This is a genomic window from Streptomyces sp. NPDC008139 (assembly GCF_042957025.1).
Classification (GTDB): Bacteria; Actinomycetota; Actinomycetes; order Streptomycetales; family Streptomycetaceae; genus Actinacidiphila.
This window is the reverse complement of the sequence record NZ_JBIBHM010000007.1, coordinates 316,431-329,924: the sequence shown is the minus strand read 5'-3', so window position 1 is coordinate 329,924 and position 13,494 is coordinate 316,431. Positions and strand designations below refer to the sequence as shown.

Here is a 13,494-nt window from a genome sequence, read left to right as displayed (position 1 = left end):
CATTCATGGTGCGCGCTGTCCGCACGGCCGTGGGGTCCGCGCGCGTGTGCCACGCTGGTGCGCGCACGAGCGAGCGGAACCGGTCGAGCCGAGCCCGCTCAGCCGCGCACGGTCAAGCCGAACCGGCCAAACCACGCAAGATCAAGCCGAGGACGATCACGTCACGGAGGAGAACGCCTGTGTCCAGGGACGCCCGGTGGACCGCACTACTGGATCTGCTGGCCGAGCACGGCCGCGTGGAGGTGGAGGAGGTCGCGACCACGCTCGACGTCTCCACCGCCACCATCCGCCGCGACCTGGACCAGCTCGCCGAGCAGCAGATGCTCACCCGCACCCGCGGCGGGGCCGTCGCGCACGGCGTCTCGTACGAACTGCCGCTGCGCTACAAGACGGCCAGGCACGCCTCCCAGAAGCAGCGCATCGGCAGGACGGCCGCGTCCCTCGTCGCCCTCGGCGACGTCGTCGGCCTCACCGGCGGCACGACCACCACCGAGGTCGCCCGCGCGCTGGCCCTGCGCGGCGACGTCACCGCGGACGGCACCCGCCAGCCCGCCCTCACCGTCGTCACCAACGCCCTCAACATCGCCAACGAGCTCGTCATCCGGCCCCAGATCAAGATCGTCGTCACCGGCGGCGTCGCCCGCCCCCAGTCCTACGAACTCACCGGCCCCCTCGCCCGCGGCGTCCTCCAGGAGATCATCCTCGACATCGCCGTCCTCGGCATCGACGCCCTCGACCCCGCCCAGGGCGTCTACGCCCACCACGAGGACGAGGCCAGCATCAACCGCCTCCTCGCCGAACGCGCCCAACGCGTCGTCATCGCCGCCGACTCCTCCAAAATCGGCCGCCGCGCCTTCGCCCGCGTCTGCGGCCTCGAAACCATCGACACCCTGATCACCGACGAGGCCATCCCCCCGGAAACCGCCGCCGCCTTCGAAGAAGCCGGCATCACCGTCACCATCGCCTGACCCCGACCCCGACCCCGCCAGGCCCGCCCCTGGCCGTTCCCACCCCTTACCCTTCCGCCATGGCACCGAGCGACGTCACCCGTAAGGAGATCAGCCGGGCGATCGAGGAGTGCGACCGGCTCGGCCGCGACGCGTTCCTGCGGACGCACGGCTTCCGCCCCGCGCTGCGTTACTTCGTCCTGCACGACGGAAAGCGGTACGACTCCAAGGCGATCGTGGGCGTGGCCCACGGCTACCTCCCCGGCCGGCAGCCGCTCGCCCCGGCCGACTTCTCCGGCGGGCTGGCCGCCGCCGTCGGCGTGCTCCGCGGACTCGGCTACACGGTGGTCGAAACCCAAGCCGAGGCCGAAGTCGGGGCCGAGGCCGGGGCCGACGACAACGCCGGCCTGCTGGACGCGTACGGCGAACTCGTCCGCCGCGTAGGGCGGTTGAAGGTGAACAAGGCGCAAGGGGCCCCGCTGCTGTACCAGCCCATGACGCTGCTCTGGGCGCTCGGGCGGGCGGGGCGGGGGCGCGCGCGGGTGCTGCCGTGGAGCCGCGTCGAGGAGGAGCTGGGCGGCTTGCTCGAACGGCGCGGGACGCGGGGCGAGCGGGCGCGGGCGGACTATCCGGTGGCGGCGCTGTATCGCGCGGGGTTGTGGGAGCTGTCCGGCCACTCGGGCGCCGTACCGCCCGCGCACGGTGATGCGACGCTGGCGCGCTGGTTCGCCGAGCAGCAGCCGTCGGGCGGTCTGACCGAGGCTGTGTACGACCTGCTGCGCCGGTCGGGCGAGGCGCGGGCCGTCGTCGTCGACACGCTGGTGGACACGTACTACCAGGACGTCGACCCCGGCCCGCTCCTGCGGGAGGTCGGGCTCGATGACGACGAACTCGACGTGCCCGACGTGTCCGAGGTGGCCGACACGCCCGACGAGACCGAACAGGACAGAACCGGGCCGTATGAGGACGGTCAGCCGTATCAGGACGGCCCGGTCGCCGAGGGCACGGAACGCTTCACCCCCGACCCCGTTGTCCTCGCGGCCGGTTACGACCGGCTCTGCCGCGCCGCCGAGCACCACGAGAAGCGGCGCGGGACCGGCCGCGTGAGCACCACCACCGGGCGTTACGTCCGGTCGCGCGCGGCGCGTCAGGCCGTCCTCGAGCGCTGCCGCGGACTCTGCGAGAACCCCGGATGCACGGGCCAGCCCGCGGACACGACGCCGAACGGCGTGGCCATATTGGAGATCGACCACGTCGTCGACCTCCAACTCGGCGGACGCGACCACCCGAGCAACATGGTCGCCCTGTGCCCGAACTGCCACGCGGTGAAGACCCGCGGGCGCGGGCGCGAGAAGCTGCGCGCCGTCCTCGCCGAAGAGGCCGGGAAGCGGCACGCGGCGACTCTCGCCCGTCGGCACAGCCGCGGTCCGGGCGATAGCACTGGGTGGGGGGACTGATCGGCGGTACGGGGAAGCGTCGTCGGGAACTACGCAGATTTAACCTCTCGGCTCCTTCTACGGCGGGGTCTACGCGCGTATCTTGAGCCGGATCGCTCATTCCGGCTCATGGTGATGTGCCGTCATGAGACGTGGAAAACACGACGTATTCATCGCGTTCAACGCACCGCACGAAGGAGACCCTCACCGGTGTCGCACATCTCTGGGGCAGAGCCCCGCCCTGACAGACCCGGTACTGCCGGGAACCGCAAGCGGCTGGTCACGATCGGGATAGCCGGCGCGGTGGTGCTGGCCGCGGTCGGCGTGCACACCGCCTTCGCGACGCCGTCCGCCGATGTGATGGTGTCCGAGGTGTACGGCGGCGGCGGCAACTCCGGCGCCACGTATACGAACGACTTCATCGAGCTGGCCAACTCGGGCAGCGCTCCGCTGGATCTGAGCGGGTACAGCGTGCAGTACCTGCCGGGCGCGCCGACGCCGACGTCCAAGTGGCAGGTGACGCCGCTGACCGGGTCGCTCGGCGCGGGCGCGCGGTATCTGGTGCAGGAGGCCGCGGGCACCGGCGGTACGGCGGCGCTGCCGTCGCCGAACGTGGTCGGCGCCATCAACATGTCCGGTACGACGGGAACGGTCGCCCTTGTGCACGGCACCGACCCGCTGACCTGCGTGACGAAGGCGGACTGCGCCGCCGACGGCACCATCCGCGACCTGGTCGGCTACGGCACGGCCGCGGTGTTCGAGGGCAACGGCCCGGCGGCCGGGGCGAGCAACACCGACTCGGTGGCGCGCCCCACGCTGACGGACACCGACGACAACGCGGCGGACTTCACCGCGGGCGCGCCCACTCCGGGCGCCGCGGGTGACGGCGGCGGCCCGACGACGCCCCCCACCACCCCGCCGACCACGCCGCCCACCTCGCCCCCGACCGGCGTCGAGGCGAAGATCCACGACATCCAGGGCGACACCCGGCTCTCCCCGCTCGCGGGCAAGGCGGTCACCGGCGTGACCGGCATCGTCATCGGCGTCCGCTCCTTCGGCTCCTCGCAGGGCTACTGGGTGCAGGACCCGACGCCGGACGCCAACCCCCGTACCAGCGAGGGCATCTACGTCTTCACCGGCTCGGTCACCCCGACCGTCGCGGTCGGCGACAGCGTCTCGCTCACGGGCACCGTCTCCGACTACTACCCGGGCGGCACCTCCGCCGGCGGCCAGCCGGTGACCGAGCTGACCAAGGCCACCGCCACAGTGGTCTCGCACGGCAACGCGCTCCCCGCGCCCGTCGTCCTGGACAAGAAGAGCGTCCCCGACGCGTTCGTCCCGGCCGTCGGCGGCGGCACGATCGAGAACCTGCCGCTGCGTCCCGACGAGTACGCGCTCGACCTCTTCGCCTCGCTCGAGGGCATGAACGTGCAGATCGGTGACAGCCGCGTCGTCGGCGCCACCGACCCGTACTCCGAGCTGTGGGTGACGGTCAAGGCGGACCAGAACAAGACCAAGCGCGGCGGCACCCTCTACACGGGCTACGACCAGCCCAACTCCGGCCGCCTGATGGTGCAGTCGCTCATCCCGACCGCCACGCAGGCGTTCCCGGTGGCGAACGTCGGCGACACGCTGCGCGGCACGACGGCGGGTCCGCTGGACTACAACCAGTACGCGGGCACCTTCGCCGTCCAGGCGCGCACGATCGGCACGGTCAAGAGCGGTGGCCTCAAGCCCGAGGTGACCGACAAGGCCAAGTCGGACCAGGCGACCATCGCCACGTACAACGTGGAGAACCTGGCGCCCGGCAACCCGCAGTCGAAGTTCGACGCGCTCGCCAAGGGCCTGGTCACCAACCTGCGTTCGCCCGACATCGTGGCGCTGGAGGAGATCCAGGACAACAACGGCGCCACCGACGACGGCACGGTCGCCGCGGACAAGACGCTGACCAAGCTGACCGACGCCATCAAGGCGGCGGGCGGCCCGAGTTACCAGTGGCGCTCGATCGACCCGGTCAACGACAAGGACGGCGGCGAGCCCGGCGGCAACATCCGCTCGGTGTTCCTGTTCAACCCCGACCGTGTCAGCTTCGTCGACCGTCCCGGCGGCGACTCCACCACCGCGGTGGGCATCACCGGCACCGGCTCCAAGACCGCGCTGACCGTCTCCCCCGGCCGCATCGCGCCCACCGACCCGGCGTGGAACAGCAGCCGCAAGCCGCTGGTGGGCGAATTCACCTTCCGCGGCGAGAAGTTGTTCGTGATCGCGAACCACTTCAACAGCAAGGGCGGCGACCAGGGCATCGACAGCCGCTTCCAGCCGCCGGTCCGCAGCTCGGAGGTGCAGCGCAACCGCCAGGCGATCCTGGAGCACGACTTCGTGCAGCAGCTCGAGAAGGCCGACCGCAACGCCAACGTCGTGGTCCTCGGCGACCTGAACGACTACCAGTTCTCGCCTGCCGCCCAGGCCCTCACCGGCAACGGCACGGTCCTCACCGACCTGGTCAACACCCTGCCCAAGGACGAGCGTTACTCCTACGTGTACGAGGGCAACTCCCAGGTCCTGGACCACATCCTGGTCAGCCCCGGCCTGAAGCACGTCGACTACGACGTGGTGCACATCAACTCGGAGTTCGCCAACCAGACGAGCGACCACGACCCGCAGGTCGTCAAGATCAAGCCGTAGCAGGTCGTCATTCGTACGGCGTCACGTCGTCGCAGGTCGTCGTACGACTGAGTGACGCGTGAGGCACATGTGAGGGGCGGGCCCGGCGGGGTCCGCCCCTTCGCGCTGCCCGGCTTTCCTGCCCGACGCCTTGACGCGCGCATGGCGGAGTTATAGACCATTACCTGTTCGCGAGAGAGCGCTCTCACGAGCGTGCCCCACCCTGTACACGGCCCCCCACCCGGTCAGGAGTCCACATGCACGCCATGCCGGAAGGCAGCGCGACGCCGCACGGCAGCCTCTCGCAGTCAGCGCTCCCGCACGCGCCCTGAGCCGCCGGAAACGGTTACGCCGTAACGCGCGGTCCCGCCGCACCCAGCGGTCACGCCGCGCTCAACGGCCCCGCCGTACGCGGCGGTCACGCCGTACTCCGCACACGGGCGCACCCCCCACAACGCTTCGTCGGGACAGGAGATTTCGCATGTCCACCGGACACGCACCAGAGCAGGACCACGGGCACGACCCTCAAAACCGGGCCGGTACCGCCGGCGCCGCGTCGCACCGCGGGCGCCGCTCCCGCACCCGGATCGGCCTCGCGGCACTGGCCGTCGGCGCGCTGGCCATGGCCGGCCTGACGGCGGTGGCGAGCCCGGGCGGCGCGGCCACCCCCGCGGCGGCCCCGGCCGTCGCGCCCGCCGCCGTACCCGCCCCTCCGGCCGGTTTCACCACCACCTGGAGCGACGACTTCAACGGCGCCTCGGGCACCGGGGTCGACGGCGGCAACTGGAAGTACGACACCGGCCCCGGCAGCAGCTTCGGCACTGGTGAGATCGAGACGATGACCAACAGCACGTCCAATGTCTTCCAGGACGGCAACGGCCATCTCGTGCTGCGCGCCCTCCACTCGGGCAGCGACCCGCGCGCGGGCTGGACCTCGGGCCGGATCGAGACGCAGTCGTCGTCCTTCGGGGCGCCCCCCGGCGGCGTCGTGATGATGCAGTCGTCGATCCAGCAGCCGAATCTGACGACCGCCAACGGCGCCGGCTACTGGCCCGCGTTCTGGATGCTCGGCTCGACGCTGCGCACCGGCACCACGTGGCCGACCTCCGGCGAGGTCGACATCATGGAGGACATCAACTCCCGCAGTTCGGTGTTCGGCACGCTGCACTGCGGCGTCAACCCCGGCGGTCCGTGCAACGAGTCCACCGGCATCGGCAGCGGTGAACGCGCCTGCTCCGGCTGCCAGACCGGCTACCACACCTACGCCGTGCAGATCGACCGCTCGGTCTCGCCCGAGCAGATCCGCTGGTACCTGGACGGCGCCAACTACTTCACCGTCAACGCCAATCAGGTCGACGCCACGACCTGGGCCAACGCGGTGGACCACCCGTTCTTCATCATCTACGACCTCGCGATGGGCGGCGGCTTCCCCGACGCCTTCGGCGGCGGCCCCAACGCGGCGACCGTCAGCGGCGGCCAGATGAACATCGACTACGTCGCCGTCTACAACAAGGGCCCTGGCAGCACCACTCCGCCGTCCAACGGCACCAACCTGGCGCTGAACAAGCCCGCGACAGCCTCCTCCACGGAGAACGCGGGCACCCCCGCCTCGGCCGCCGTCGACAACAGCACCACCACCCGCTGGTCCAGCGCCTTCAGCGACCCGCAGTGGCTGCGCGTCGACCTCGGCGCCTCGCACGCCGTCAACCAGGTCAAGCTCAATTGGGAGGCCGCCTACGCCAAGGCGTTCCAGATACAGGTCTCCAACGACGGCACCAACTGGACCAGTTGCTACAGCACCACGGCGGGCACCGGCGGCCTCCAGACCCTCAACGTCAACTGCACCGGCCGCTACATCCGCGTGTACGGCACCCAACGCGCCACCGCCTACGGCTACTCCCTCTGGGACTTCCAGGTCTTCGGGAGCTGACACCGCCCGAAGCGCGAACCTCCAGGAGAGCTGAACGCCTCCCCCGCGTACCAGGGCGGGCGGACCCCCTGCCGGGTCCGCCCGCCCTCGCCGCGTACCGCCGCGTGTCCTACGCCGTCGCGAAGCGGAAGGTGCTCGTCACCGCGTCGAAGATGTCGTGGAACGCTTCCGCGAGGTCGAGGACGGGGCTGGCGCCGGAGACGAGGACAATCTCGGCGGGGCGGCCGGGAACGGGGATGTAGGTCTGGGTGAGCGCCATCCGGACCGTGCGGGTGTCGCCCTGCTCGACGGGGACGTCCTCGACGCCCACCGTGCGGGCGCACAGGCCGACTTCGGGGATCTCGACGGTGGTGACCTGCCGCCAGGCGTCGCCTTCGCGGCGGGGCGTGATCGTCCTGAGCGTCTCGGCGATGACGCGCGGGTCGGTGCTCAGCGTGGAGCCCTGGGAGCCGGTGGCGCTCACGACGGTGACGGTGACCATCGCGGTCAGCGGGACGCCCTCGAAGTTCTCGGCCATGCAGCCGCAGTAGAGCGCCCCCGCGTCATGGGCGTCACGGGCCATCCGGCGCAGCAGCGCGACCAGGTCCTTGCGGTACGAGGCCAGTTCGGGGACGGCCCGGACGCGCGCGTCGATCAGCGCGCGGACGGTCTCCTCGCGGCCCTCGGGCCGTACGTCGAACTCCCACCACGACTCGGGTACGGACAGGGAGACGCCGACCGGCGGGGCAGCGGGGGCTTCCGGCGTGCTCTCGTTCATGACCGGCTATTCCTTCGTGCCGTGCGGGGCGGGCCCCTGCTGCGGGCCGGGGGCGCTCTCGGTGGAATCGGCGAGTTGCTTGGCCAGGTCGGTGTCCACCTTGCGGATCTCGCTGACCACGGTGGTCGCCATCTTCTCCAGGCCGGTGAGCTGCTTGTGGATGTCGCCCCTGCCGTCCTTCCAGTTGGACTGGAAGTGGTCGAGCGCGCCGGCGACGCTGCCGTCGCCCATGTCGTCCTCGAAGGCCCGCAGGGTCGCCTTCGTGTCGTCGAGCCGCTTGGTGATCGACCCGAGCATCGTGGCGAAGTCCTCCAGCAGGTCGAGCGGTATCGCCAGCCGGTCCTCGCTCATGCGTCGCCGTCCTCCCAGTCCAGGCTGCGGGCGCGGTACGTGTAGGTGGCGCAGAATGCGGCCAGTTCGGCGGGGAGCGGCTGGACGCAGTCCACCGAGTAGTCGAGGAAGTATTTCGGCGCGATGGCGTTGTACTCCCAGAAGGTGTATTCGGGTTCGAGCCGGTCGAGCACTTCCTGGTAGAGGTCGCGGACTTCGAGGAAGTCGAGCAGTTCGGGCAGCGTCCATTCGGCGACGGATTCGCCGGGGTCTCTCGGCAGCCGTGTCGTACCGGCTTCCGAGGACTTCCGCAGCGGACTCCCGGCGGCGAGCGTCCGCACGTCGTCGGCGGAGAGGAAATGCCAGGGGCCGTCCTTCTCGACGAACACCCAGCTGTCGACGTTGGCATGGCGGAACAGCTCGCCGGACGCGCCGAAGAACACCTGCTCGGTGAAGGCCATTCCGGGGCGGCGCTGCTGCCGGGTCCGCCCCCCGAACTCGACCTCCACGTCGTGGTCGCCCTGGGTGAGCTGCCGCAGCGCGTCCGCGCGGAACTTCTGCCGGTACGGGGAGGTGCGCAGGCACGAGTGGTGGAAGGAGCCTTCCAGGAACACCTCTTGGGGGTCCCAGGGCGCCAGTAGCATTCGGTAGCTCTTCACGAACGTGGTCCAGCCCGGCACCTGGAGGACATAACGTCCGCAGAACTGGCAGGCGTTGGGTCCGTTCATCGCGCCCGAATCCTCCGTACTCACACTCAATGCCGTTGCTGAAGGTGATTCCCGCCGACTATACATGAGGCACTCTCACCACGTACCCGCGGTCATTCATGGGACCGCCCGGCGGATATTGCCCCTGTGGCACGTCGATAATTCCGTTGTGGTCGAAGAACGTGACATTGCCGTCGCGGCTGACCACGGCCTCCACGTGCCTGCTCGCCTTGTTGTCGAGGTCGAACTGCATACTGTTCCGCATTCCCTGGGCCCGTTCGATATCGGTCGGCGGCCCCGGTATGCGGTCCTCGGGGTGGGTGTGGACGGTGAACTTGTAGCCCCGGCCGCGCAGGTCCTTCGGAATGGAACTGCCGATCTCCGTGCCCCGGAAAAGCCGCAGTTCGCCGCCGGGGCCCTGGACGATGGCGTGTTCCACACCCGCGAATTTCTGGAGTTCCGCGAGATGGGTGACATTCACCTCGGCGGGGCGGATCTGGATGTGGCCGTCCTCCAGCGCCTTCACCAACTGCTTGGCCTTCGGTGACAGATCGCGGAAGGGAATGGTGCCGCCGGGCAGCCGGTCGCCGCCCTTGAAGGCGACCGTGATTGCCCGGAGTCCCTCGCCGCCGTCCCGGATCAGCGATGCCATGTTCTTGAGCGCGCCCTTGGCCGAACCCAGCGCGTGGGCACCGATCTTGAGCAGCCCGCCCGCCTTGTAGAGCTCGGCGAGCTTGCCGAGGGAGGTCAGGCCCTTGGTCATGGGGACGCAGTCCAGGACGGCGAAGAGCACGTCCCACAAGGTGGCCTTGCCCTGGATGTATTTGGTGACGGTGTCGGCAAGGACGAGCAGCGCCGCGGCGACGACGAGCCAGGCCAGCGGGCCGCCGATGATCATCACGACGATGCCGAGGACCGCCACGATCCACTTGCAGACCGTGATGATCTCGTCCCAGTGGTCGGCGACCCAGTGGACCGCCTTCTCCCACCAGTGCCGGTTCTTGATCCCCGCGTCCGACGCCTCGTGCAGCCTGGCCACCGTGCGCCGCGCCGCGTCCTCTCGCATACCCCGCGCCTGCTCCGCCAGCCGCTTCGCCGCGTCGAGCGCCGACTGCGCGGAGGAGACGGCCTGCTGGGCGTCGGCCCGACGGGCCTTGGCGGCGGCCAGGTCACGGGTGGCCTGGCGGACCTGGTCCGAATCGGGCGGCGGGACGGTCACACCGTGGTTCTTCGCCGGATCGTACGAGTCGGCGGTCGACGTGGCCGTGTGCACCCAGTCCTGCGCACCGTTGAGACCGCTCTGGGCGGAGACCAGCCGGGCATGCGCCGTGCGCCCGTCGGCCAGGGCGCGGTCCGCCTGGTACTGCGCGTGCTCCAGATCCGGCCAGTACGACTCCAGCGCCTCCGCCGCGATCCGGTACGACGTATGCAGCTTGTCGAGATTCTTCGGCGTCGACCCGAACTCGTCCCGGAACGCGTCCGCCGACAGCCCCGCCCACGCCAGGATCGCGTCCTCCGACTGCATCCCCTTCACCAGCCGCAGCGCGCCGCCCACATCGTCCGCGAACTCGTGCAACTGCCGCGACAACGCCTTCACCCGCGACGCGTCACCCGGAACCGGATCGCGATCCATGTCGAGTATGTGCCAGTCGCTCGGACGACCCATGCGTCAATTCCCCCGTCGGCGCGTGGTGTTCAGCGGGTGGTGTTCAGCGGGTGGTGTTCACGGGTGGTGAACCGGTGATCAACAGCTGATCATCAGTAGAGACGTTTCACGCTACCTGAAGGGTTCCCGGTCGCAGTATCGCTTTCTTTTGGTCAATCAGTGGTCAAGTCGCGTGTGAGGAAGACGAACTGAGCAGGTTTGTCCGGGAGTTCGACGCGGGGGCCGAGGGTGAAGCCGGTACTGAGGAGCCGGTCGATCGCGCGGGTGTTGCGGGCGTCGGGTTCCGCGACGATACGGCGGCAGGCGGGGTCGGCGAAGACGTGGGCGAGGAAGGCGGCAAACAGGTGCCGCGCGTAGTCGGGTTCGCGTTCGGCGCCGGGGTCGACGGGGCCGACGAAGACGTGGACGCCGATGTCGCCGGGCAGCCGCTCGTAGAAGTCGCCGATCGGGTCGGCCTCCGGCTGGTAGGTCTGGAAGAGGGCCACGGGGCGGTCGTCGCGCCGGACCAGGTAGGCGTGGTGGGTGTCGAGCGAGTCCAGGAAGGCGTAGATCTCGCGCACCTGGTCGCGGGTCGCGTCGCCCATGCCCCAGAACCGGCCCCGCTCCTGGGTGACCCACGCGTGGATGAGGCCGATGTCCCGGTCGGGGTCGACGGGCACGAAGCGGACGGTCCCGAAGCCGGCGGGCGGCCCTTGAAAGGCGGCGGCTCCAGCGGGGCCGGCGACAGGCGCTTCGGTGGCTTCGGGTGCTTCCGGGGCTTCGGGTGCTTCCGGGGCTTCCGGGGCTTCCGGGGCTTCCGGGGCTTCGGACACAGATGTCTCCCTGGTGAGTCGGGTCCAGTCGGTGACCACGGGGACGAGGTCGCCGCGCAGCCAGTACGGAAGCTGGTCGCGGTGGTGCGGGCCACCGGGCACTCCGCTCGCTCCGAAGGGCACGACCCACCGGCTGTTCTCACGGTCGGCCAGATCCCATACGTAGCGGGCGGCGGGCCCGCGCAGGCTGTGGTGGGTGATACCGGGGACGCTGGACGTGGACAGCACGCAGTCGTGGTCCCCCGCCAGCCCCGGCCACACCTCGGGTGCGTGCCCGTACGCGTCGGGCGGCAGCGCCTGCCAGGGCGCGAGCCGGTGCAGTTCCCCCCACGTCCGCTCCCCCGTGCCCGCCTCCCCCGTCCCGGCCCCCGCCGTCTCCTCCAGCGCGGCCCGTACGATCGCGGACCGGTCCCGCGCGGGTATGAGCCCGCCACCCAGCAGGGTCTCCAGCGCGAACGCCACCCGGGGCACCAGCGCCAGCCACGGTGTGAACGTCGCGGGATACGACGGCAGATGGACGAGTTCGGCCAGCGGGGCCAGTGCGGGGTGCGCGGCGAGACCGCGTACGACCGCCGTCCGCAGTACGGCGTATGACGCGGCGTCAGTGCTCTCGGCCGCCATCCGCCGGTCCCAGCGCAGGAGTCGCGCGCCGAGAGCGGAGGCCGCGGGGCTCAGCGGCGGCGTGTCAGGGCCCTGGAGGTCGGCTACGTGGTCCAACAGGGCGCGGGCGGAGCCGAGATGGACGTCGGTGTGGATCGCCCCCATGCCGTCCGCCGTCCAGTCGTCGCCGGATGCCAGGAGGCGGCGGATGCGGCGCGCGCGGTGCGGCGCGGCGAATTCGGGGCCGAGCGGGGCGGCGAGTTCGCGCGCGTTGGCCATCACCGCGAGGCCGTCGCGGACTTCGGCGCGCGGCAGGGGCGCGTAGGCGCCGGTCCACGCGTGCTCCTTCCGCCACGCGGGCACGGCGTACAGGGAGTTGTCCGGATGCCGTACGGGCACTCGGCCCGCCGTCCGGTGCAGGAGGCCGCCCTCGGTGTCGGCGGCCTGCACGACGTTGACCGGCTCGACCCAGCCCTCCAGCGCCCGGTCGACGTCGCCGACGGTGGTGGCGCGCAGCAGCGACGGCAGTGCGGAGAAGCCGAGTTCGGTTCCGGCGCGGGCGGGACAGCGCAGGCTGACGGCGTTCCAGGTGGTGTCCGCGCCGTCCGACGCGTCGGGGGTCTCGGGCGCGTCGGGGTTCTCCGGCATGTCGGGGTTCTCCGGCGCGTCGGGGCCGCCGATGATCACCGGGCCGCGTGCGGTCTCGACGATCTCGACGCGGACGGGGTCCGCGTCCGCGACGGCGACGGTCTCGGTACGGGAAGCGGCGGCCTCCCAGCCGTCGGGGCCGAGGGCCCGGACGGAGCCGTCGGGGGCGCGGCGCAGGTGTTCGCGGTAGAGGTCCTGGTAGTCGGCCATGGCGTTGGTGATGGCCCAGGCGACGCCGCCGGTGTGGCCGAAGTGGGCGAGGCCGGGGACGCCGGGGACGGCGAGGCCGACGACGTCGAACTCCGGGCAGGCCAGGCGGATCTGCTGGTAGACGCCCGGTGCCTCGATGAAGCGGTGCGGGTCGCCCGCGAGGAGCGCCGCGCCCGTGGCGGTGCGGTCCCCGGTGATCAGCCAGCCGTTGCTGCCCGCGGTGCCGGGCCCGTCGGTGGCGAAGGCCGCGACGGCGTCCGGGCCGAGCCGCCGGGCCGCCTCGTACCGCCAGAGTTTGGCGGGGAAGCCCGCGAAGAGGATGTGGGTGGAGAGCCAGACGGCCAGTGGGGTCCAGGGCTGCCAGCGGCCGGGCGCCCGGCCTGTGGCGGCGAACTCCGGTGCCTGCGCGGCGCCTTGGGGCAGCCCGGAGTTGACGCCGTCCACATAGGCGGCGACCCACCGCGCGGTGTCCCGGTCGAGCCGGGCGTGGCAGCGGCGGGCGGTGTCGGCGAGCAGCGCGCGGCGGGCGAAGCGGTCCCACTCGACGGCGCCGGCTCCGAGGAACGCGGCGGTGCCGCCCTCCGCGCGGTGCCGTTCGGTCTCCAGCTGCCAGGCCCGGTCGACGGCGGCGTTCCGACCTTGAGCGAAGGCGAGTTCGCGGGCGCTGTCCGCGCGGAGGTGGGGGATGCCCCAGGCGTCCCTGAAGACCTCGCTGCTCACCCTGACTCCCTCCGATCATTAGGTTAGGGTGCCCTAACCTAACAGGGATCGGGGACCTCACAAGGGC

The 13,494-nt window shown here is 71.0% G+C and carries 9 protein-coding genes; 4 read left to right on the top strand and 5 right to left on the bottom strand.

The genetic code is table 11. The features are described from left to right. Nucleotides 1-179: 179 nt before the first annotated feature. The 4 genes from ACFZBB_RS17105 to ACFZBB_RS17090 all read left to right on the top strand — a co-directional run bounded on the left by ACFZBB_RS17105 (nt 180) and on the right by ACFZBB_RS17090 (nt 6,977). Nucleotides 180-968 (top strand): DeoR/GlpR family DNA-binding transcription regulator, encoded by a 789-nt coding sequence (locus ACFZBB_RS17105; protein ID WP_188283080.1) that lies wholly within the window; start codon nt 180-182, stop codon nt 966-968. A 59-nt stretch (nt 969-1,027) separates the two neighbouring features. Continuing rightward, entirely contained in the window at nt 1,028-2,404 is a 1,377-nt protein-coding gene (locus ACFZBB_RS17100) for an HNH endonuclease (RefSeq protein WP_391122837.1), read from the top strand. 255 nt (nt 2,405-2,659) lie between these two features. Next, nucleotides 2,660-5,068, top strand: coding sequence for an endonuclease/exonuclease/phosphatase family protein (locus tag ACFZBB_RS17095; protein WP_391123224.1), 2,409 nt, complete (start codon nt 2,660-2,662; stop codon nt 5,066-5,068). A 460-nt stretch (nt 5,069-5,528) separates the two neighbouring features. Continuing rightward, nucleotides 5,529-6,977: a discoidin domain-containing protein gene (locus ACFZBB_RS17090; protein WP_391122834.1), complete on the top strand. Its 1,449-nt coding sequence runs from the start codon at nt 5,529-5,531 to the stop codon at nt 6,975-6,977. 109 nt (nt 6,978-7,086) lie between these two features. Here the strand turns inward: ACFZBB_RS17090 and ACFZBB_RS17085 are convergent, their stop codons facing one another. From ACFZBB_RS17085 to ACFZBB_RS17065, 5 genes are all read right to left on the bottom strand, one after another. Continuing rightward, complete coding sequence (locus tag ACFZBB_RS17085) at nt 7,087-7,734, bottom strand: hypothetical protein (protein ID WP_391122832.1); 648 nt, start codon at nt 7,732-7,734, stop codon at nt 7,087-7,089. Between the two features lie 6 nt (nt 7,735-7,740). Then, nucleotides 7,741-8,085, bottom strand: a complete 345-nt coding sequence (locus ACFZBB_RS17080; protein WP_391122829.1) for a hypothetical protein — start codon at nt 8,083-8,085, stop codon at nt 7,741-7,743. Further along, a complete protein-coding gene (locus tag ACFZBB_RS17075; protein ID WP_391122826.1) occupies nt 8,082-8,792 on the bottom strand; it encodes a hypothetical protein in 711 nt (236 codons plus the stop codon). Before ACFZBB_RS17075 ends, ACFZBB_RS17080 begins: the two co-directional genes overlap by 4 nt. A 58-nt stretch (nt 8,793-8,850) precedes the next feature. After that, nucleotides 8,851-10,437, bottom strand: a complete 1,587-nt coding sequence (locus ACFZBB_RS17070; protein WP_391122823.1) for a putative T7SS-secreted protein — start codon at nt 10,435-10,437, stop codon at nt 8,851-8,853. Between the two features lie 152 nt (nt 10,438-10,589). Beyond that, entirely contained in the window at nt 10,590-13,427 is a 2,838-nt protein-coding gene (locus tag ACFZBB_RS17065) for a GNAT family N-acetyltransferase (protein ID WP_391122820.1), read from the bottom strand. Between the last annotated feature and the right edge of the window lie 67 nt (nt 13,428-13,494).

Coding starts and splice junctions, on each gene's coding strand:
- ACFZBB_RS17100 (WP_391122837.1), top strand. CDS start 1,028: ATGGCACCGAGCGACGTCACCCGTAAGGAGATCAGCCGGGCGATCGAG.
- ACFZBB_RS17075 (WP_391122826.1), bottom strand. CDS start 8,792: ATGAACGGACCCAACGCCTGCCAGTTCTGCGGACGTTATGTCCTCCAG.
- ACFZBB_RS17090 (WP_391122834.1), top strand. CDS start 5,529: ATGTCCACCGGACACGCACCAGAGCAGGACCACGGGCACGACCCTCAA.
- ACFZBB_RS17070 (WP_391122823.1), bottom strand. CDS start 10,437: ATGGGTCGTCCGAGCGACTGGCACATACTCGACATGGATCGCGATCCG.
- ACFZBB_RS17085 (WP_391122832.1), bottom strand. CDS start 7,734: ATGAACGAGAGCACGCCGGAAGCCCCCGCTGCCCCGCCGGTCGGCGTC.
- ACFZBB_RS17080 (WP_391122829.1), bottom strand. CDS start 8,085: ATGAGCGAGGACCGGCTGGCGATACCGCTCGACCTGCTGGAGGACTTC.